Source organism: Actinomadura atramentaria DSM 43919, from assembly GCF_000381885.1.
Lineage (GTDB): Bacteria > Actinomycetota > Actinomycetes > Streptosporangiales > Streptosporangiaceae > Spirillospora > Spirillospora atramentaria.
Genome location: NZ_KB907209.1, coordinates 14432 through 34002 on the forward strand (window position 1 = coordinate 14432; position 19571 = coordinate 34002).

Consider the following 19571-nt stretch of genomic DNA (forward strand, 5'->3'; position numbering starts at 1 on the left):
CGTCGTCGGAGACCGGGTCAGTGTAGGTGCCGCGTCCCGCCGCCCCGGACCTGGGCGGGCGGCGGAACGCGGCGGCTCAGGCGGGGGCGAGGGCCGGGGCTACCGCGTGGCGGGCGTCGTGGAGGATCTGCTCGTAGTCGGCGCGGTCGAACTCGTAGGGGAGTTCCAGGCGGAGTTCGGGGGCGGCGGCGACGGCCTTGTCGGCGCGCAGGCGCTCCGCGATCTCCGCCGCCGGGGCGACCAGGTCCGGGGCGAACAGCAGCCGCCGCTCGCCGTGCGGCTTGAGCGTCCGCTCGTGGCGGCTCGCCGCGTACGCGAGGTAGCGCCGCCGCGTCGCCGCGTCCGCGCCGTCCAGCGGGACGACGACGCGGCCGACCGCGACCCGGCCCGCCGGCCGCAGCCGCCGGTACTCCTCGATGAGCGCGAGCTGCGCGGTGGCGAAGTCGTCGCTGGTCTCGCCCGCGACGATGTTGCCGGTGAGCAGGTTCAGGCCGTGCTCGGCGGCCCAGCGGACGGAGCGCAGGCTCGTCCCGCCGTACCAGACGCGGTCGAGCAGCCCGGGACTGTACGGCTGGAGGCGCGGGCGCTGGACGTTGCCGGGCGACTGGATGCGGGTGTCCGGGCCGCCGAGGTAGTCGCCGCGCAGGTGGTCCAGCACGCGCGCGACGCGGCCGTACCCGAGGTCGTAGGCGCGCCAGTCGCCGTCGTGGACGACGTCCCCGAGCAGGTCCGCGTGCGGCATGCCGGTGCTGAACCCGGCCTGGAGCCGTCCGCGCGCGAGGACGTCCACCGTGGACAGGTCCTCGGCCAGCCGGAACGGGTTCTCGTACCCGATCGGGATGACGGCCGTGCCGAGCCGGATGCGCTCGGTGCGCTGGCTCGCGGCGGCCAGGAACACCGCCGCCGACGAGACGCCGTGCTCCAGGTGGCGCTGGCGTATCCACGCGCCGTCGTAGCCCTCGCGCTCGCCGAACTCGAACAGCCCGAGCGTGTCTTCGAGGCCGGAGTACGGGTCGTCGTCGGGATAGTTGCCCGGCGACAGGAAGGACAGGGATTCCACGGCCATCGGTCAGGCCCGCTCGTACGGGATCTTCTGCCCGGCCTCGACGGCGACCGGCAGCCGGTTCTCGGCGGGCGGCAGCGGGCAGGTCGCCAGGTCGGTGTAGGCGCAGGGGAGGTTCGCGGCGCGGTTGAAGTCGAGGACGACCGTGCCGCCGGGCTCGGGGGCGGGGACGTGGAGCGTCCGGTTCGCCGCGTACGTCGTGACGCCGGAGGTCTCGTCGGTGAACAGGACGAGCAGGTTCCCGGTCCTGCCCGAGTCGAACGCGGTCAGCGCGAGCGGCGTCCCGTCGATCTCGAACTCGATGCGGCCGACCGCGTCGTAGACGTGCTCCAGGCCCTCGACGGCCGCGCCGACCGTCGTCGGCCGGGGCGCGTCGAACGCGACGTACCGGCCGGTGACGACCCAGCGCGGGTCGAAGTCGTAGCCGGGCGTGCCCTCGAACGCGAGCCGCAGCGGGTTGTCGGGGTGGCGCGGGCGGACGATGTCGCGGCCGCCGCGCTTGGCGACCTCGATCGCCGCCTCGCCCCACAGCGCCGTGACGCTGACGCGCTCGGGAATGACCCCGAAGTGGTGGACGCCGCGCACGGGCTTCCCGTCCACGAAGATCTCCTCGCCGTCGTCCAGCGCGACGGTGACGCCGTCCGGCCCGGTGGACCAGACGCCCGGCGCGCCCGACAGCCGCTGCGGCTCCTCGCTGAGCCAGTGCAGCGCGGTGACGGCGAGGAACCCGTGCGGGTCGGCGATGCGGGCGTGGTGCGCGTCGCGCCACGCCTCCCAGGCGCGGCGCGGCTCGGCGGTCTCGGCGGTGGGGGCGGTCATGGCGACTCCTCGGAGTGGGGACGGCGGCCGCCGCCGGGGATGGCGGCGAGCAGTTCGCGGGTGTACGGGTGCGCCGGGCGGTCGAACAGGTCGGCGGTCGCGCCGGTCTCCACGACCCGCCCGGCGCGCAGGACGGCGACGCGGTGCGCGACCTGCCGCACCACGGCCAGGTCGTGGGAGATGAGCAGGTACGCGACGCCGAGGTCGGCCTGGAGTTCGGCGAGCAGGTCCAGCACGCGGGCCTGCACGGACACGTCCAGCGCGGACACCGGTTCGTCGCAGACGACCAGGTCGGGGGAGAGCGCGAGGGCGCGGGCGATGGCGACGCGCTGCCGCTGGCCGCCGGACAGCTCGGCGGGGCGGCGGCGCAGCGCGTCGGCGGGCAGCGCGACGCGGTCCAGCAGCTCGCGGGCGCGGGCCGTCCGGGACGCGCGGTCCCCGACGCCGAACACCCGCAGCGGCTCGGTGATCGTCGCGCCGACCGACAGGCGCGGGTCCAGCGACGCGTACGGGTTCTGGTAGACGAGCTGCGCGCGCCGCCGCAGCGCCCGCAGCCGCGCGCCGCGCGCCGCCGTGACGTCCTCGCCGTCGAACACGATCCGCCCGGCCGTCGCGGGGACGAGCCGCAGCACCAGCCGCGCCGTCGTGGACTTGCCCGACCCGGACTCGCCGACGAGCGCCAGCGTCTCGCCGCGCCGGACCTCCAGGTCCACGCCGTCCACGGCGCGGACGGTCCGCGCGGCGCCCGCCGCGCGCGGCAGCCGGTACTCCTTGACCAGGCCCTCGGCGGCGACGAGCGGCGGTTCACCGGACGGCTTGTCCAGGACGGGCGCGGGCCCCGCCGCGCGGGCCGTAGCGAGGCTCGGCGCGCTGCGGATCAGCCGCCGCGTGTACGGGTGCGCGGGTTCGGCGAGCGTCCGGCGCGCCGGGCCGGACTCCACGATCCGCCCGCGCGACATGACGGCGATCCGGTCGGCGCGGTCGGCGGCGACGCCGAGGTCGTGGGTGACGAGCAGGACGGCGCTGCCCAGTTCCTCGGTGAGGTCCTGGAGCCGGTCGAGGATGCGGCGCTGCACGGTGACGTCCAGCGCGCTCGTCGGCTCGTCCGCGACGATCAGCTTGGGCCGCGCCGCGATGGCGACGGCGATGAGGACGCGCTGCCGCATCCCGCCCGACAGCTCGTGCGGGTACTGCCGCGCCCGGACGGCCGGATCGGGCAGCCCGACGCGTTCCAGCACCTCGACGGCGTCGAGCCGCGCGGACCGGCGCGTCGCCAGGCCGTGCAGCCGCAGCGCCTCCGCGACCTGGTCCCCGACGCGCAGCACCGGGTTGAGCGACACGGCCGGGTCCTGCGGGACGAACCCGATGCCCCTGCCGCGCACCGCGCGCAGTTCGCGGTCCGAGAGCGCCGCGATGTCCTGGTCGCCGAACCGGACGTGCCCGCCGTCGATCGCGGCGTTGTCGGCGAGCAGCCGCAGCACGGCGTGCGCGAGCGTGCTCTTGCCCGAACCGGACTCCCCGACGAGCGCGACGATCTCGCCCGGCGCGACGGCCAGGCTGACGCCGCGCACGGCGGCGACGCGGCCCGCGCGGGCGCGGTAGGAGACGGCCAGGTCGCTGATCTCCAGCAGGGGCGCGCTCACCGCCGCCTCGCCCACTCGCCGTCCAGCGCCCGCGCGATGCGGTTCGCGGCGAGGACGGTCGCGGCGATGACCGCGCCGGGCAGGACGGTCAGCCACCACGCGTTCGCCAGGTAGTTGCGGCCGCCGGCGATGACCGTCCCCCATTCGGGGGCCGGGGGCGGCGCTCCGTAGCCGAGGAAGCTCAGCGACGACACTGCGAGGATCGCCGTCCCGAAGTCGAGCGTCGCGAGGACGACGACCGGCCCGGCCGCGTTCGGCAGGACGTGCCGGGCCAGGACCGTGTACCAGCGCGCGCCGCACGAGCGGGCGGCCTCGACGTACACGGCCTGGCGCACCTTCAGCACCTCGGCGCGCATGACGCGGGCGAACGTCGCGACGCTCGCGACGCCGACCGCGACGGCGACCTTCACCGTCCCGTACCCGAGCGCCGTGACGAGCGCGAGCGACAGGAACAGCGCGGGGATCGACAGCACCACGTCCACCGCGCGCATCAGCACGCCCTCGACGCGACCGCCGACGAACCCGGCGACCAGCCCGACGAGCCCGCCGCCGACGAACGCCAGCGCGACCGCGATCAGCGTCGCCCTCATCGACAGCGCCGCGCCGTGGACCATCCGCGCGAAGACGTCGCGGCCCAGCTCGTCCGTGCCGAACCAGTGCGCGCCGCCCGGCGCGCTGAACCGCTGCGCGGGGACGCCGGTGAGCGGGTCGCGCGAGGTGAACAGGTCCGGCCAGAACGCGGCCAGGACGACGGCCGCCGCGACGAGCGCGGCGAGCACCAGGCCGGGTCGGCGCAGCAGGAACCGCCCGAGACCGGGCGCGGCGCGGCCGGGCGGCGCGGCCTCGGGCGGGTCGGCGGCGCGCAGGACGGCGGGCTCCGCCGTCGGCTCCTTGTTCAGCGTGCGGCTCACGGGCGCCTCCATCAGCGGGCCGCCGCGCCGGCGATCCGCGGGTCCAGCAGCGGGTAGACGAGATCGACGGCCAGGTTGACCAGGACGAACACCAGCGCCGCGAACACCACGACGCCCTGCACGACGGGGATGTCCTGCGCGGTGACGGCGCTGGCGGTGAGCCGCCCGACGCCGTTGCGGGAGAACACCGTCTCGATGACGACGGAGTTCGCCATGAGCTGCCCGACGAGCACCCCGGCGACGGTCAGCGCGGGCAGCGCCGCGTTGCGCAGCGCGTGCCGCAGGTGGACCCGGGCGCGGCCCGCGCCCTTGGCCCGCGCCGTCTGGGCGTACGGCTCGTCCAACGTGTCGAGCAGGCTCTTGGCGAGGACCTGCGCGATCATCGCGCCGGGCAGGATCGCGAGCGCGACGGCGGGCAGGACGAGTCCGCGCGGGCCGTCGTCGCCGAACGCGGGGAACACGTGGAGCCGGAACGAGAACAGCTCGACCAGCAGCAGGCCCGTCCAGAACACCGGCACCGACACCCCGAGCGGCGGGAGCGACAGCAGCAGGCTCCGCAGCCACCGCCGCCGGGTGTAGGTCGCGAGGACGGCGAGGCCGCCGCCGAACAGGACGGCCAGCGCCATGCCCGCGACCGTGACCTGGAGCGTCTGCGGGACGGCCGCCGCGAGCATCCCGGTGACGGGCCGCCCGGTCGCGACCGAGTCGCCGAAGTCGCCGCGCACGGCCCGCCCGAGGTAGTCGAGGTACTGCACGAGCACGGGCTTGTCGAAGCCGTACCGCGCGCGCAGCCGGTCGAGCTGCGCCGGGTCGACGGCCGTCTGGTCGCCCTGCCCGGCCATCGCGGCGACCGGGTCGCCGGGCAGGTAGTCCAGCACCAGGAACACCACGGTGTAGGCGGCCCACAGCACGCCGACCGCCTGGGCGACGCGCCTGATCACGTACCGGCGCATCGCGGTCAGCCGATCCAGGTGTCGTGGAGCTGCACCCGGCTGGACGCCTCGAAGTCCAGGTCGTGGACCTTCTTCGCGACGCCGAGTTCCGTCTGCAGTTCCACGACCGGTGCGACGTACGCGTCCCGGACCAGGGTCTCCTGCGCCTGCTTGACGTAACCGGCGCGCTCGTCGGCGTCGAGCGTCGCCGCCTGCCTGTCGAGGAGTCCGTCGAGGGCGGACGGCGCGAGCTTGTAGGTGTTCGCGCCCTTCGTGGAGAACGTTCCGCGCAGGATGTCCGGGTCCGCGCGGGTCAGGTTGCCGAACAGCGCGTCGTAGTCGCCGCTCTGCTGGAGCCGGGTGAGCTGCGCGACCTGGATCTGCTTCAGCTCGACCTGGACGCCGACCGCCTTGAGCTGCTGCTGGACCAGCTCCAGCGCGGGCTGGTTCGTCGCGGCGACGGGGGCCCAGGAGACGGCGAAGCTCAGCTTCGCGCCGTCCTTGGCGCGGATTCCGTCCGGGCCGGGCTTCCAGCCCGCGCCGTCCAGCAGCGCGGCGGCGCGGGCGCGGTCGGCGGCCAGGAGCGTCCCGAGGTCGGCGTAGCCGGGCGTGGTGTGCGCGAGGACGCTGGTGGCGGGCCGCGTCCCGGTCGGGAACACGGTGTCGGCGATCTGGCGGCGGTCGATCGCGGCGAGGATCGCCCGGCGGACGTTCGGGTCGCGGAACAGCGGTCGTGAGTTGTTCAGCCCGACGTTGAAGACGAGACCGGGATTGGCACGTGACAGCAGCCGCACGCCCGCGCCCTTCAGCGCGGCCTCGTCGGCGCGGCCGACGCTGCCGATGGCGTCCACCTGCCCGGACTGGAGGCTGCCCGTGCGCACCCCCGACTCCGGCACGATCTTGAAGACGAGCCGGTCGAGGTACGCCTCGCCGGTCTTCTTCCACAGCGACGAGCCCCACCCGTAGCCCTTGCGCTTGGCGAGCGTGATCGCCTGGTTCGGGACGTACGACGCGAGCGTGAACGGCCCCGACCCGGCGACGCCCTGCGTGCAGCGCTGCTCCGGCGTCCTGCGGGTGCTCGCGGACGAGACCAGGCCGAGCGAGAACGTGGAGCTGGCCTGGAGGAACTGCGCGTTCGGCTGTTTGAAGCGGACGCGCGCGGTGTGCTCGTCCACGACGTCCGTCCCGGCGTACCCGGCGAGGTACTGGGTCGACAGGACGGCGCGCGCGCCGAGCTTCGGCACGGCGTCGAAGTTGTCCTTGACGACCTGAGCGGTGAGCGGCGACCCGTCGCTGAACGTCACGCCGGGCCGCAGGTGGAACGTGAACTCGGTCGCGGCCTTGTTCACCTCGAAGCTCGTCGCGAGCCAGGGGACGATCTTGCCGGTGGCCGGGTCCTGGTCGGTGAGCGAGTCCACGAGCTGGCGCGTCGAGTAGATCGTGTCGTTGCTGCCGACCTGCTGGGGGTCGACGCAGCCGGCGTCGGAGCCGACCGCGAAGGTCAGCGTCCCGCCCGCGACGGGCGCACCGGACGCCGCGCCGCCGTCGCCGGAGCCGCACGCGCCGAGCGCGAGGGCCAGGGCGGTGAGCGCGGGGACGGCGAGCGCGGGCCTGCGCTGCGGGGTCGGTGTCACGGGGGTCTCCCATCGGGGCGGCGCGGAGGGGGAGCGGGGGACGGCGGGCGCGGTCACCGTAACCACGCGGACAGGAAACAGTCAATACAGACCTGGTAAGTAGGAAATGCAGGCCACGCGGAGTGCTCGACCGTGTCCGCGCGGTCGGCCCCGCGACCGGATGTGGCCGGGCGCGGGTTCCGGCTCGGCCCTTAACCTACTATCCCTACTCAATTAGTAGGTTTAACGAGAGGGCGGCAGGCGATGGGCACACCCGGACCCGGCGGACGGATCGGCGGACGGACCGGCGGCGCGGCGGCGGCGCTGGCCGCACTCGGGCTGCTCGCCGCCGCGTGCGGCTCGGACGCGGGCGCGTCCGGCGGCTCCGGCGGCGCGGTGACCGTGGGCACCACCGACAAGGTGTACGCGCTCGACCCGGCCGGGTCGTTCGACGCCGGATCGGGCACGGTCATCACCCAGGTCTACGCGACGCTGCTCGACCACCCGGCGGGCAGCGGGGAGCTGCGGCCGAGCCTCGCGGCGTCCGCCGGGTTCGACGGGCCGAAGACTTACAAGGCCGTCCTCAAGCCGGGCCTGAAGTTCGCCAACGGGAACCCGCTGACCTCGGCGGACGTGAAGTTCAGCTTCGACCGCCAGCTCAAGATCGGCGACGCGAACGGGCCGTCGTCGCTGCTGTACGACCTCGACCGCGTCGAGACGCCCGACGACGCGACCGTCCTGTTCCACCTCAAGTCCGCGAACGACCAGGTGTTCCCGCAGGTGCTCGCGTCCGCCGCCGGGCAGGTCGTGGACCGCCGGGTGTTCTCCGCGACGGCCGTGACGCCGGACGCGACGATCGTCGCCAAGAGGCCGTTCGCCGGGCCGTACACGATCGGAACGTACAGGGCCAACCAGCTCGTCCAGTTCCACGCCAACCCGAACTACCAGGGCATCCTCGGCAAACCGTCGATCGCCACGGTGAACGTGAAGTACTACGCGTCCGAGGACAACCTGAAGCTCGACCTGCAGCAGGGCTCGGTGGACCTGGCCTCGCGCACGCTGTCCATCGCCAGCCTCGACTCGCTCGCCAGGAAGCGCGGGCTGACCGTCTACCACGGCGCGGCGACGGGCATCCAGTACATCGCGTTCAACTTCCGCACCCAGCCGTACGGGACGGCGGCGAAGGACGCCGACCCGGCGAAGGCGCTCGCGGTGCGGCGCGCGGTCGCGCACGCCGTGGACCGCCCGGCCATCGCCGCGCAGGTCTACCGGAACACCTACCGGCCGCTCTACACGTTCCTGCCCGACGCGGTGCCCGGCGGGAACCCCGTCCTCAAGGCCGCGTACGGCGACGGGAACGGCGGGCCGGACCGCGCCAGGGCCGCCGCCGCCCTCAAGGACGCCGGGGTCGCGACGCCCGTGACGCTGCGGCTCCAGTACAACACCGACCACTACGGGGCCGCGAGCGCGGACGAGTTCGCGCTGGTCAAGAGCCAGCTCGAAGCCACCGGCCTGTTCCGCGTCGACCTCCAGTCCACCGACTGGACGCAGTACGCCAAGCAGCGCGTCGCGGACTCCTACCCGCTGTTCCAGCTCGGCTGGTACGCCGACTACCTCGACGCGCAGGACTTCTTTCAGCCGCTCTACGGCGACAAGGGCTTCATCGGCAACCACTACGCCGACCCGGCGCTGCTCAAGCTGATCGACCGGCAGGCCACCACGCCCGGCGACGCGCCGCGCGCCGCGCTCGCGCTGCGCGTGCAGCGGACGCTCGCGGACGCGCTGCCGATCGTCCCGCTCGTGCAGAGCGCCACCAACGTCGTCGCGGACGCGCGGGTCGCCGGGGTGCGGGAGGCGCTGGCCACCGGGAACCTGTCGTTCGGGGCGCTGCGGGCGGGGGCCGCCCGCCGATGACCGCGCTCGCGGAGGCGCCGGCCGCGCCCGCGGCCGTCCGGCGCGGCGGCGGGCTCGGCCGCTACGTCCTGGTCCGGTTCCTGCTGATACCGCCGACCGTGTTCCTGCTCACGACGGCCGTGTTCTTCCTGATGCGGATCACCGGCGACCCGATCACCGCGTCCGTCGGGGACCGGCTGCCCGCCGACGAACTGCGCCGCCGCGTCCACGAGGCGGGCTACGACCGGAACGTGTTCGCGCAGTACGCCGACTACCTCGGCGGGCTCGCGCGCGGGGACTTCGGGACGACGCTCAGCGACCGCGTCCGCGTCACGTCGATGCTCACGACGTACGGGACGGCGACGCTGGAACTCGTCGCGTACTCGATGGTCGTCGCGCTCGTCCTCGGCCCGGCGCTCGGCGCGGTCGCCGCGCGGCTGCGCGACCGGGGCGCGGACGCGGCGCTGCGCGTCTTCGCCGTCCTCACCTACGCGACGCCGGTGTTCTTCACCGGTCTGCTGCTCAAGCTGGTGTTCGCGGCGAGGCTCGGCTGGCTGCCCGTCAACGGGCGGCTCGACACCGCCGACGAGATCGACCTGGACGCGGGCGGGCACGGCGGCGGGATCTACCTGTTCGACGCACTGCGCCTCGGCGACGCCGCGATGGCCGGCGACGTGCTGCGGCACGCCGTCCTGCCCGCCGTCGCGCTCGGCCTGCTCAGCACCGGGATCTTCCTGCGGGTGTTCCGCGCGAACCTGATCGGGACGCTCGGGACGGACTACGTCCTGGCCGCCCGGTCGCGGGGCGTCGGCGAATGGCGGATCACCACGCGGCACGCGGCGCGGCCCGCGCTCATCCCCGTCCTGACCGTGATCGGGATGCAGGCCGCGTACCTGCTCGGCGGCGCGGTCCTCACCGAGACGACCTTCGAGTGGAAGGGCCTCGGGTACGAGCTGACGCAGTACCTCCAGGCCCGCGACTACGCGGCGGTGCAGGGGATCGTCGTGGTCCTCGCGGTGATCGTCGCCGTCGCGAACTTCGCCGTGGACGTCCTCGCGGCCGTCATCGACCCGAGGGTGAGGTACTGAGCATGGCGCGGCTCGGCCACGGCTACCAGCGCGGGATGCTGCTCGCCGGCGCGGCGCTCACCGGGCTCGCGGCGGCCGTCGCGCTGCTCGCACCGCTGCTCGCGCCGTACGGGTACGCGCAGCTCCGCGACGGGCACGGCTACTTCGGCGCGCACCGGCCGCCGTCCGGCGCGCACTGGTTCGGGACGACGGTCGGCGGCTACGACGTGCTGTCGCGGGTGGTCTGGGGGACGCAGACCGCGCTGCTCGTGATCGTGTTCGGGACCGTCGCGACGCTGGTGCTCGGCACCGCGCTCGGGCTGCTCGCCGGATACGTCGGCGGGCGGTTCGACGGGGCGTGCGTCGTCGCGGCCGACGCGCTCCAGGCGTTCCCGGCGCTGCTGCTCGCCATCGTCATGGCGATCGTCGTCGGCGGCGGATCGTCCGGGAAGTGGACGGGTCTCACGGCGGCGGCCGTCACCGTGACCGTGGTGTTCCTGCCGCAGTACTTCCGCGTCGTGCGCGCCGAGACCGTCCGGCTGCGCGCCGAGCCGTTCGTCGAGGCGGCGCGCGTCGCGGGCGTGCCGCGCCGCCGCATCCTGACGCGGCACCTGCTCGGCAACGCGACGCGGACGCTGCCGCTCGTCCTCACGCTGAACGCCGGGGGCGCGGTCACGACGCTCGCCGGGCTCGGGTTCGTCGGGTTCGGCATCGAGCCGACCTCGGCCGCCGAGTGGGGGTACGACCTGAACCGGGCGCAGTCGGACGTCGCGTCCGGGATCTGGTGGACGGCCGTGTTCCCCGGCGCGGCCATCGCGCTCGTCGTCCTCGGGGTGACGCTGCTGGGGGAGGGGCTGAACGACGTCCGCGACCCCCGGCTGCGCGCGCGGCCCGGCGCGCGGCGTCGCCGCCCCCGGTCGGGCGGGGCGGTCGAGGGCACGGCGGGGCCGCTGTCGGTCGAGGGGCTGTCGGTGGCGTTCCGGACCGACGAGGGCGACGTCCACGCCGTCGAGGACGTGGACCTGGCCGTCGCGCCCGGCGAGATCGTCGCGGTCGTCGGGGAGTCCGGGTCGGGCAAGACCGTCGCGGCCCGGTCCGTCCTCGCGCTGCTGCCGCCGACCGCCCGCACGCGCGGCCGGGTCCTGGTCGCGGGCCGGGACGTGCTGCGCGCCGGGCCGCGCGAGCTGCGCCGAATCCGGGGCCGCGACGCCGCGATGGTGTTCCAGGAGCCGAACGCCGTGCTGAACCCCGTCCACACCGTCGGCTGGCAGATCGCGGAGGGGCTGCGCGCGCACGGGCGGCTGTCGCGCCGCGCCGCGCGCGCCCGCGCCGTGGAACTCCTCGACCGCGTCGGCATCCCGGACGCGGCCCGGCGCGCGGGCGACCACCCGCACCAGTTCTCCGGCGGGCAGCGGCAGCGCGTCGTCATCGCGATGGCGCTCGCGCTGGACGCGCCGCTGCTCGTCGCGGACGAGCCGACGACCGCGCTCGACGTGACCGTCCAGGCCGGGATTCTCGACCTGCTCCGCGAACTGCGCGACGCGCGCGGCATCGCGATCGTGGTGATCACCCACGACATGGGCGTCGTCGCGGACCTCGCGGACCGCGTCGTGGTGATGCGCGCCGGGCGGATCGTGGAGCGCGCGCCCGTCCGCGAGCTGTTCGCGAACCCGCGCCACCCGTACACGCGGCGGCTGCTCGCGGCCGTCCCGCGGCTCCCGGCGGACCGGCCGCCGTCGCCGCCGCCCGCCGGGGAGGTCCTGGTCGAGGCGCGCGGGCTCGTCGTGGAGTACCCGGGCGGGCTCGGGCGGCCCGCGTTCCGCGCCGTGGACGGCGTGGACCTGACGATCGCGCGCGGCGAGGTGCTCGGGCTCGTCGGCGAATCGGGGTCGGGGAAGACGACGATCGCGCGGGCCGTCGCGGGGCTCGTCCCGGCGTCGGGCGCGCTGCGGGTGCTCGGCGCGGACGTCGGCGGGCGCGGCGAGCGGGCGTTCCGGCCGGTCCGGGGCCGGATCGGGTTCGTCTTCCAGGACCCGGCGACGTCGTTCGACCCGCGCCGCACGATCGGGGACGGCATCGCCGAACCGCTCCGGGCGGCCGGGGCGGCGCCGGGCGCGGCGCGGCGGCGCGCCGCCGAGGCGCTGGACGCCGTCCGCCTCGGCGCGGACCTCGCCGCCCGCTACCCGCACGAGCTGTCCGGCGGACAGCGGCAGCGCGCCGCGCTCGCCCGCGCGCTCGCCCCGCGCCCCGACCTGCTCGTCGCGGACGAGCCGACGAGCGCCCTCGACGTGTCCGTGCAGGCCCGCGTGCTGGAGCTGTTCGCCGAACTCCAGCGCGACCTCGGCTTCGCGGTGCTGTTCATCAGCCACGACCTGGCCGTCGTGGACGCCCTCGCGGACCGCGTCGCGGTGCTGCTGGACGGCCGGATCGCCGAGCAGGGCGAGCGGCGGCGCGTCCTGGCGCGGCCCGAGCACCCGTACACGCGGCGGCTCATCGCGGCGTCGCCCGTCCCGGACCCCGTCGAGCAGGCCGCCCGCCGCGCGGGCCGGGCGCGTCCGATAACGAATCCGGGATAACGGCCGCGCGAAACGGTATTTGCGGAAATCCGCTATGGGGGCGTTGACTCGGAGCCGGACCGCTGACGGCGCGAGGGAGCTGACGCACGCATGGGATGGCCGGGGGCCGAGCTGGGCGACGAGGAACTGGACGTCGCGTACAACGTCCAGCGCAAGGCGGGTCCGGAGCTGTTCGCGCGGCACATCGCGGCCTACCGGGAGCTGTCGGCGGCGGCGACGGACGGGCTGCCGGGCTTCCCCGGCGTCCGCTACGACGAGCGCAGCGGAGAACTGCTCGACGTGTGGGGCGCGGTGCCCGGCGAGACGCGGCCGGTGTTCGTGTTCCTGCACGGCGGGTACTGGCGCGCGCTGTCACGGCACGACTCGGCGTTCATGGCGCGGACGCTGCACGAACACGGCATCGCGACCGTCGTCCCCGACTACACGCTCGCGCCCGCCGCGACGCTGGAGGAGATCGTCCGGCAGGTCCGCGCGGCGGTCGCGTGGGTCCACCGGAACGGCCGCGCGCACGGCCTCGACCCGGACCGGATCGTCGTCGGCGGCAGCTCGGCGGGCGGCCACCTGACCGGGATGACGATGGTGGACGGCTGGCAGGACGCGTTCGGCGTGCCCGCCGACGCCGTCAAGGCCGCGCTGCCGTTCAGCGGCCTGTTCGACCTGCGGCCGATGACGCGCCTCTACGTCAACGAGTGGCTGGACCTCGACGAGCCGCGCGCGGCGGCGCTGAGCCCGCTGCTGCTGCCCGCCGCGCGCCGCGTCCCGGCCGTCGTCGCGGTCGCCGAGCACGACGGGACGGGCTTCCTCGACCAGGCCGGGCGCTTCGCCGCGCACTGGGGCGCGGACACGCTCGTCGTCCCCGGCCGCGACCACTACGACGTCGTCCTGGACCTCGCGGACCCCGAATCGGCCGCCGCGAAGGCGCTGTTCGCGCTGTTCTAGCGCTCAGTCGCCCAGCTCGGCGGCGCATTCGCGCAGGTGGTCCAGCATGATCCGGGCCGCCGGGGTCAGCGGGCGGCGCGCGGGCAGCGTCACGCCGATCTGGTGGCGGACGGCCGCCAGCTCGACGGGCAGCGCCGCGATCTCCGGATCGGCGGCGGTCACCAGCTCCGGCAGCGCCGCGATCATGTCCGTCTCCCGGACGAGCCGCCGCACGGTCAGCACCGACGTGCATTCGACCAGGTCCTCCGGCAGCGGCACCCCCGAGGACGCGAACGCCTGCTCCAGCTCCCAGCGCAGCGCCGTCTGCTTCAGCGGCAGCACCCACGGGTAGCCGAGCAGGTCCGCCAGCGACGCCGCCGACGCCGCCGGGTGCCCGCGCCGCGCCACCAGCCGCACCGGCTCGCCGTACAGGGTGATCTGGCGGAGCGCGCGGCCGTCCTCGATCGGGTTGAGCCGCCCGACGATCAGGTCGATCTCGCCGTCCAGCAGCCGGGGGACCTGCGTGTCGAACGTCGCCTCCCGCACGACGACGGTGATGCCGGGCCGCTCCCGCTTGAGCGCGGCGATGGCGCGGGGGAGCAGCACGTTGGACCCGGCCAGCAGCGTCCCGACCGTGACGGTGCCGACCGCGCCGTCCGCGAGCCCGGCGATGCGCTCCCCGGCGCGGCGCAGCTCGGCCTGCACGGCGCGGGCGTGCTCGATGAACACCTCGCCGAACAGGGTGGGCGTGACGCCGCGCGCGCCGCGCGTGAACAGCTCGACGCCGAGCGCCCGCTCGGCCTCGCGCAGGCTGCGCGTGACGGCGGGCTGCGCCAGGTGCAGCGCCTCGGCGGCGCGCAGGACGCTGCCGTGGTCGGCAATGGCGGTCACCAGGACCAGGTGCCGCAGCTTGACGCGGCCGCTGAGCAGGTCGGTCTCTCGCAATGTCCCTCCGCACCGGAAGATATGACGGTCTCGGTATGTCCGATCCTACAAACAGTATTAGACAGGCATATCCCGCTGGCGCATCATCGGTTCCAGGCCAACGAGGGACGAGGGGAAGGAGCCGCCCATGCGAGCGGAACACTACGTCGGCGGGGTCTTCCGCGCGGACGGGCCGGAGTTCCCCCTGCTCAGCCCGGTGGACGGCGGCCAGGTCGGGACGGTCCCCGAGGCGGGCCGCGCGACCGTGGACGAGGCCGTCGCCGCCGCCCGCGCCGCCCTCGACGGCGCGTGGGGCGCCGCCTCGCCGCAGGACCGCGCCGCCGCGCTCCGCCGCGTCGCGGACGGCATCGACCGCCGCTTCGACGAGTTCGTCGACGCCGAGGTCGCCGACACCGGCAAGCCCCGCGACCTCGCCGCCACCGTCGACATCCCGCGCGCCGCCGGGAACTTCCGCGCCTACGCCGACCTGCTGTACGGGCAGGCCGAGCAGGCGTACGCCACCGCCGTCCCCGCGTGGAGCGGCGGCGGGCAGGCGCTGAACTACACGGTCCGCCGCCCGCTCGGCGTCGTCGCCGTCATCTCCCCGTGGAACCTGCCGCTGCTCCTGCTGACGTGGAAGGTCGCGCCCGCGCTCGCCGCCGGGAACACCGTCGTGGCCAAGCCGTCCGAGGAGACGCCGTCCACCGCGACGCTCCTCGCCCGCGTCATCGACGAGGCCGGGCTGCCCGCCGGGGCGTTCAACCTCGTCCACGGGCACGGCGCGGACGCGGCCGGGGCGTTCCTCACCGAGCACCCCGGCGTGTCGGCCATCGCGTTCACCGGCGAGTCCGCGACGGGCGCGTCCATCATGCGGACCGCCGCGAAGCACGTCACGCCCGTCTCGTTCGAGCTGGGCGGCAAGAACCCCGCGCTCGTCTTCGCCGACGCCGACCTGGACGCCGCCGTGGACGGGACCGTCGCGTCGTCGTTCACCCACTCCGGGCAGATCTGCCTCTGCACCGAGCGCGTCTACGTCGAGCGCCCGGTGTTCGACGCGTTCGTCGCGCGGCTCGGGGAGCGGGCGCGCGCCCTGCGCGACTACGGCCCGATGATCTCCGCCGGGCACCGCGACAAGGTCCTGTCCTACTACCGGCTCGCCCGGGAGGAAGGCGCGACGGTCGTCGCGGGCGGCGGCGTCCCGGAGTTCGGCGACGCGCGCGACGGCGGCTACTACGTCGAGCCGACCGTGCTGACCGGCCTGCCGAACACCGCCCGGACCGTCCGCGAGGAGATCTTCGGCCCCGTCTGCCACGTCGCGCCGTTCGACACCGAGGACGAGGCGCTGCGGCTCGCCAACGACAGCCCCTACGGGCTCGCCGCGACCGTCTGGACCCGCGACGTGTCGCGCGCCCACCGCGTCGCGCCGCGCGTCGAGGCCGGGATCGTCTGGGTCAACGGCTGGAACATCCGCGACCTGCGGACCCCGTTCGGCGGCGTCAAGGCCTCCGGCATCGGCCGCGAGGGCGGGCAGCACTCGCTGGACTTCTTCTCCGAACCCGTCAACGTCTGCGTCAACCTCTGAGGACCGCCGTGACATCCGAACCGCCCACCGCGCAGGCCATCGAGGACGCCGCCGCCGCGCTGCGCACCGCGCAGGAGACCGGCGTCCCGTGCGACCCGGTGCGCGCCGCGATCACCACGCTCGACGCGGCCTACGCCGTGCAGCGCGCCAACACCGACCGGTGGACCGCCGAGGGCCGCCGGATCAGCGGGCGCAAGATCGGCCTGACGTCCGCCGCCGTCCAGCGCCAGCTCGGCGTCGACAGCCCCGACTTCGGGACGCTGTTCGCCGACATGGCCGTCCCGGACGGCGCGGAGATCCCCGCCGGGGCCGTCCTCCAGCCCAAGGCCGAGGCCGAGGTCGCGCTCGTCCTGGACCGCGACCTGACCGCCGAGCGCAACACCGTCGCGGACCTGATCCGCGCGACCGCGTTCGCGCTGCCCGCGATCGAGGTCGTCGGCAGCCGCGTCCGCGACTGGGACATCACGCTCGCCGACACCGTCGCGGACAACGCGTCCTGCGGGCTGTACGTCCTCGGGAACCGGCCCGTCGCGCTCGCGGACGTCGACCTGCGCGGCTGCGGCATGGTCCTGGAGCGGCGCGGCGAGCAGGTCTCGACCGGCGCGGGCGTCGCCTGCCTCGGCCACCCGCTGCACGCCGCGCTCTGGCTCGCGGACACGCTCGCCGCGCTCGGCACGCCGCTGCGCGCGGGCGACACCGTGCTGACCGGCGCGCTCGGCCCGATGGTCGAGGTCGCGCCCGGCGACGTGCTGGAGGCGCGGATCGAGGGGCTGGGCGACGTCCGCGCCGCGTTCGCGCCCGTGCTGGAGCCCAAGCAGAAGGAGGACGCGTGACCGTCGAACAGCTCGCCGCCACCCTGGACGACGCGCGCCGGAACGCGCGCCCCATCGGCCGCCTCACCGACGCCGCCGACCTCGACGTCGCCACCGCCTACGAGGTCCAGCGCGCCGCCGTCAAGCGGCGCGAGGCGCGCGGGGAACGGCTCACCGGCGTCAAGATGGGCTTCACCAGCCGCGCGAAGATGGTCCAGATGGGTGTGGACGACGTCATCTGGGGGCTGCTCACCGACGCCATGCACGTCGGGGCCGACCTGGACGCCTCCGGCCTCATCCACCCCCGCGTCGAACCCGAGATCGCCTACCTCATCGGCCGCGAGGTCGCCTCGCCCGCCGACGTCGAGTCCGCCGTCGCGGGCGTCGCCGTCGGATTCGAGGTCCTGGACTCCCGCTACGAGGGCTTCTCGTTCGCGCTGCCCGACGTCATCGCGGACAACGCGTCCGCCGCCGGGTACGGGTTCGGGGCCTGGCACGCGCCCCGCGACCTCGCCAACGTCGGCCTGCTGATGGAGATCGACGGGCGCGTGGTGCAGGCCGGTTCGTCCGGCGCGATCCTCGGCGACCCCGTCCGGTCGCTGCGCGCCGCCGCGCGGCTCGCCGCCGCCGCCGGGATCGCGCTCCAGCCCGGCTGGATCGTCCTGGCGGGCGCGGCCACCGCCGCCGTCCCGCTGCCGCGCGGCGCGCACGTCCGCGTCACCGGCTCGGGCCTCGGCGCGGCGGAGGTGACGACCCGATGAGCGGCGAGGCGATCACCGTCGCGGGCAAGGCCGCGCCGCGCGGCCGGTTCCCGCACGTCAAGCGGGCCGGGGACTTCGTGTACGTGTCCGGGACGAGTTCCCGGCGGCCCGACGGCACCTTCGTCGGCGCGTCCGCCGACCCGATGGGCGTCACCGACCTCGACATCCGCGCGCAGACCCGCGCGGTCATCGAGAACATCCGCGACCTGCTGCGCGCGGCCGGGGGCGACCTCCCCGACCTCGTCAGCCTGACGACGTACCTGGTCAGCATGAACGACTTCGGCGGGTACAACGACGTCTACGCGGAGTACTTCGACGAGACCGGCCCGACCCGCACCACCGTGGCGGTCCACCAGCTCCCGCATCCGCACCTGCTGATCGAGATCTCGTGCGTCGCCCACATCCCGGTGAAGGAGAACTGACATGACGCTCCCGAAGCTGTCGCACGGACTGCCGTTCAACTTCGACGCGTGGATCGACGAGCACCGCCACCTGCTCAAGCCGCCGGTCGGCAACGTCCAGGTGTGGGACGAGTCCGGCCTCGTCGTCATGGTGATCGGCGGCCCCAACCAGCGCACCGACTTCCACGACGACCCGGTGGAGGAGTTCTTCTACCAGCTCAAGGGCGACATGGTCCTGCGCGTCATGGAGGAAGAGGGCAAGCCGCCCGTGGACGTGCAGATCAACGAGGGCGACGTGTTCCTGCTGCCCCCGCACGTCCGGCACTCCCCGCAGCGGCCCGTCGCCGGGTCGATCGGGCTCGTCGTGGAGATCGGACGGCCGGAGGGGACGGAGGAGGCGTTCGAGTGGTACTGCACCGAGTGCCACCACCTCGTCCACCGCGCCGAACTCCAGGTCCGCTCGATCGTCGACGACCTGCCGCCGGTGTTCGAGTCCTTCTACGACGGCGACCGGACGTGCCCGAACTGCGGCGCGACCCACCCCGGCCGGCAGTGGCCCGCCGACCTCGTCCCCCGCACCGCCCCCCGCACCGCGCGCCGCTAGCGCGCGTCCAGGAGACTCCCTTGACAGTCATCGACGTCCACGCGCACGTCTTCCCCCGGCTCGGCCGGGCCGGGGGCCGGATGATCGCCGACGCCGGCGAGCCGTGGCTGCGCGTCCACCGCGACGGCACCGGCATGATGATGAGCGGCGACGAGGAGTACCGGCCCGTCGACCAGGGCCTGTGGGACCCGGCCCGCCGCGTCGCGGACATGGACGCCGCGGGCGTCGACGTCCAGGCCGTCTCGTCCACGCCGCTGATGTTCGGCTACGGCGCCGAGGCCGCCCGCGCCGCCGACTGGTGCGACCTCGTCAACGACCGCATCCTCGACTACTGCGCGCAGGCCCCCGACCGGCTGCTGCCGCTGTGCCAGGTGCCGCTGCAGGACACCGAGCTGGCGTGCGCCGCCGCGACCCGCGCCGCCGCGGCCGGGCACCGGGGCGTCCACATCGGCAACCACGTCGGCGACCGCAACATGGACGATCCAGGCATCCTGGCGTTCCTCGCGCACTGCGCGGACCTCGGCCTGCCCGTCCTCGCCCATCCGTGGGACATGCTCGGCGCGGACCGGATGCGCGGCCACATGCTCCCGTGGCTGTCGGGGATGCCCGCCGAGACGCAGCTCAGCATCCTGTCGATGATGCTGTCCGGCGCGTTCGAGCGCGTCCCGGAGTCGCTGCGGCTGTGCTTCTGCCACGGCGGCGGGTCGTTCGCGTTCCTGCTCGGCCGCGCCGACAACGCCTGGCGCAACCGCGACATCGTCCGCGCCGACTCGCCCGTCCCGCCCTCGGAGTACGTCAAGCGGTTCCACGTCGACTCGGCCGTGTTCGACGGGCGCGCGCTGCGGCTGCTCGTGGACGTCATGGGCGTCGACCGCGTCATGCTCGGCACCGACTACCCGTTCCCGCTCGGCGAGCAGGACCCCGGCTCGGTCGTCCGGGCCTGCCCGGGGCTGTCGGGGGACGAGCGGGCCCGCATCCTCGGCGGGAACGCGGCCGCGTTCTTCGCCCCGGCGGACGCGGGCGTCGCCGCCGTCTGAGGCCGCGCGGCCGTC

General features: G+C 74.9%; 17 protein-coding genes. 10 read left to right on the top strand and 7 right to left on the bottom strand.

Features of this window, described 5'->3' with window-relative positions:
• Positions 1-76 precede the first annotated feature (76 nt).
• From G339_RS0104015 to G339_RS0104040, 6 genes are read right to left on the bottom strand one after another with little or no spacing between them, the layout of a single operon-like run.
• Positions 77-1066 (bottom strand): LLM class flavin-dependent oxidoreductase, encoded by a 990-nt coding sequence (locus tag G339_RS0104015; protein ID WP_019629790.1) that lies wholly within the window; start codon positions 1064-1066, stop codon positions 77-79.
• A gap of 3 nt (positions 1067-1069) precedes the next feature.
• Positions 1070-1882 (bottom strand): DUF1684 domain-containing protein, encoded by an 813-nt coding sequence (locus G339_RS0104020; RefSeq protein WP_019629791.1) that lies wholly within the window; start codon positions 1880-1882, stop codon positions 1070-1072.
• Positions 1879-3525, bottom strand: a complete 1647-nt coding sequence (locus G339_RS0104025) for a dipeptide ABC transporter ATP-binding protein (RefSeq protein ID WP_240489742.1) — start codon at positions 3523-3525, stop codon at positions 1879-1881. Before G339_RS0104025 ends, G339_RS0104020 begins: the two co-directional genes overlap by 4 nt.
• The gene (locus G339_RS39690) at positions 3522-4436 is read right to left on the bottom strand and encodes an ABC transporter permease (protein ID WP_026341109.1); all 915 of its coding nucleotides are present in this window, start codon (positions 4434-4436) and stop codon (positions 3522-3524) included. The genes G339_RS0104025 and G339_RS39690 overlap by 4 nt, the downstream gene beginning before the upstream one ends.
• Before the next feature lie 11 nt (positions 4437-4447).
• A complete protein-coding gene (locus tag G339_RS0104035; RefSeq protein WP_019629794.1) occupies positions 4448-5389 on the bottom strand; it encodes an ABC transporter permease in 942 nt (313 codons plus the stop codon).
• 5 nt (positions 5390-5394) lie between these two features.
• Positions 5395-7002, bottom strand: a complete 1608-nt coding sequence (locus G339_RS0104040; protein WP_019629795.1) for an ABC transporter substrate-binding protein — start codon at positions 7000-7002, stop codon at positions 5395-5397.
• 243 nt (positions 7003-7245) lie between these two features.
• Between G339_RS0104040 and G339_RS0104045 the strand changes: the two genes are divergently transcribed.
• From G339_RS0104045 to G339_RS0104060, 4 genes are all read left to right on the top strand, one after another.
• On the top strand, positions 7246-8895 hold the full coding sequence (locus G339_RS0104045; protein ID WP_019629796.1) for an ABC transporter substrate-binding protein: 1650 nt from the start codon (positions 7246-7248) through the stop codon (positions 8893-8895).
• A complete protein-coding gene (locus tag G339_RS0104050; protein ID WP_019629797.1) occupies positions 8892-9962 on the top strand; it encodes an ABC transporter permease in 1071 nt (356 codons plus the stop codon). The genes G339_RS0104045 and G339_RS0104050 overlap by 4 nt, the downstream gene beginning before the upstream one ends.
• Before the next feature lie 2 nt (positions 9963-9964).
• Positions 9965-12517: an ABC transporter ATP-binding protein/permease gene (locus tag G339_RS39695; protein ID WP_019629798.1), complete on the top strand. Its 2553-nt coding sequence runs from the start codon at positions 9965-9967 to the stop codon at positions 12515-12517.
• A gap of 90 nt (positions 12518-12607) precedes the next feature.
• The gene (locus G339_RS0104060; RefSeq protein WP_019629799.1) at positions 12608-13456 is read left to right on the top strand and encodes an alpha/beta hydrolase; all 849 of its coding nucleotides are present in this window, start codon (positions 12608-12610) and stop codon (positions 13454-13456) included.
• A 3-nt stretch (positions 13457-13459) separates the two neighbouring features.
• Here the strand turns inward: G339_RS0104060 and G339_RS0104065 are convergent, their stop codons facing one another.
• Positions 13460-14380: a LysR substrate-binding domain-containing protein gene (locus tag G339_RS0104065; protein WP_019629800.1), complete on the bottom strand. Its 921-nt coding sequence runs from the start codon at positions 14378-14380 to the stop codon at positions 13460-13462.
• Positions 14381-14507: 127 nt separating this feature from the next.
• Here G339_RS0104065 and G339_RS0104070 point away from each other — a divergent pair, with 127 nt between their 5' ends.
• From G339_RS0104070 to G339_RS0104095, 6 genes are read left to right on the top strand one after another with little or no spacing between them, the layout of a single operon-like run.
• Positions 14508-15941, top strand: coding sequence for a 2-hydroxymuconic semialdehyde dehydrogenase (locus G339_RS0104070; protein ID WP_019629801.1), 1434 nt, complete (start codon positions 14508-14510; stop codon positions 15939-15941).
• Between the two features lie 8 nt (positions 15942-15949).
• Entirely contained in the window at positions 15950-16774 is an 825-nt protein-coding gene (locus G339_RS0104075; protein WP_019629802.1) for a 2-keto-4-pentenoate hydratase, read from the top strand.
• Complete coding sequence (locus G339_RS0104080) at positions 16771-17514, top strand: 2-keto-4-pentenoate hydratase (protein ID WP_019629803.1); 744 nt, start codon at positions 16771-16773, stop codon at positions 17512-17514. Before G339_RS0104075 ends, G339_RS0104080 begins: the two co-directional genes overlap by 4 nt.
• Positions 17511-17936, top strand: a complete 426-nt coding sequence (locus G339_RS0104085; RefSeq protein ID WP_019629804.1) for a RidA family protein — start codon at positions 17511-17513, stop codon at positions 17934-17936. The genes G339_RS0104080 and G339_RS0104085 overlap by 4 nt, the downstream gene beginning before the upstream one ends.
• A gap of 1 nt (position 17937) precedes the next feature.
• Positions 17938-18519: a 3-hydroxyanthranilate 3,4-dioxygenase gene (locus G339_RS0104090; protein WP_019629805.1), complete on the top strand. Its 582-nt coding sequence runs from the start codon at positions 17938-17940 to the stop codon at positions 18517-18519.
• 20 nt (positions 18520-18539) lie between these two features.
• Positions 18540-19556, top strand: coding sequence for an amidohydrolase family protein (locus tag G339_RS0104095; protein WP_019629806.1), 1017 nt, complete (start codon positions 18540-18542; stop codon positions 19554-19556).
• The last annotated feature ends 15 nt before the right edge of the window (positions 19557-19571 follow it).

Excerpts from the sequence above, each read along its gene's own strand:
- G339_RS0104090 (WP_019629805.1), top strand. The coding sequence starts at position 17,938 with ATGACGCTCCCGAAGCTGTCGCACGGACTGCCGTTCAACTTCGACGCG.
- G339_RS0104020 (WP_019629791.1), bottom strand. The coding sequence starts at position 1,882 with ATGACCGCCCCCACCGCCGAGACCGCCGAGCCGCGCCGCGCCTGGGAG.
- G339_RS0104015 (WP_019629790.1), bottom strand. The coding sequence starts at position 1,066 with ATGGCCGTGGAATCCCTGTCCTTCCTGTCGCCGGGCAACTATCCCGAC.
- G339_RS0104045 (WP_019629796.1), top strand. The coding sequence starts at position 7,246 with ATGGGCACACCCGGACCCGGCGGACGGATCGGCGGACGGACCGGCGGC.
- G339_RS0104085 (WP_019629804.1), top strand. The coding sequence starts at position 17,511 with ATGAGCGGCGAGGCGATCACCGTCGCGGGCAAGGCCGCGCCGCGCGGC.
- G339_RS0104060 (WP_019629799.1), top strand. The coding sequence starts at position 12,608 with ATGGGATGGCCGGGGGCCGAGCTGGGCGACGAGGAACTGGACGTCGCG.
- G339_RS39695 (WP_019629798.1), top strand. The coding sequence starts at position 9,965 with ATGGCGCGGCTCGGCCACGGCTACCAGCGCGGGATGCTGCTCGCCGGC.
- G339_RS0104070 (WP_019629801.1), top strand. The coding sequence starts at position 14,508 with ATGCGAGCGGAACACTACGTCGGCGGGGTCTTCCGCGCGGACGGGCCG.
- G339_RS0104050 (WP_019629797.1), top strand. The coding sequence starts at position 8,892 with ATGACCGCGCTCGCGGAGGCGCCGGCCGCGCCCGCGGCCGTCCGGCGC.
- G339_RS0104035 (WP_019629794.1), bottom strand. The coding sequence starts at position 5,389 with ATGCGCCGGTACGTGATCAGGCGCGTCGCCCAGGCGGTCGGCGTGCTG.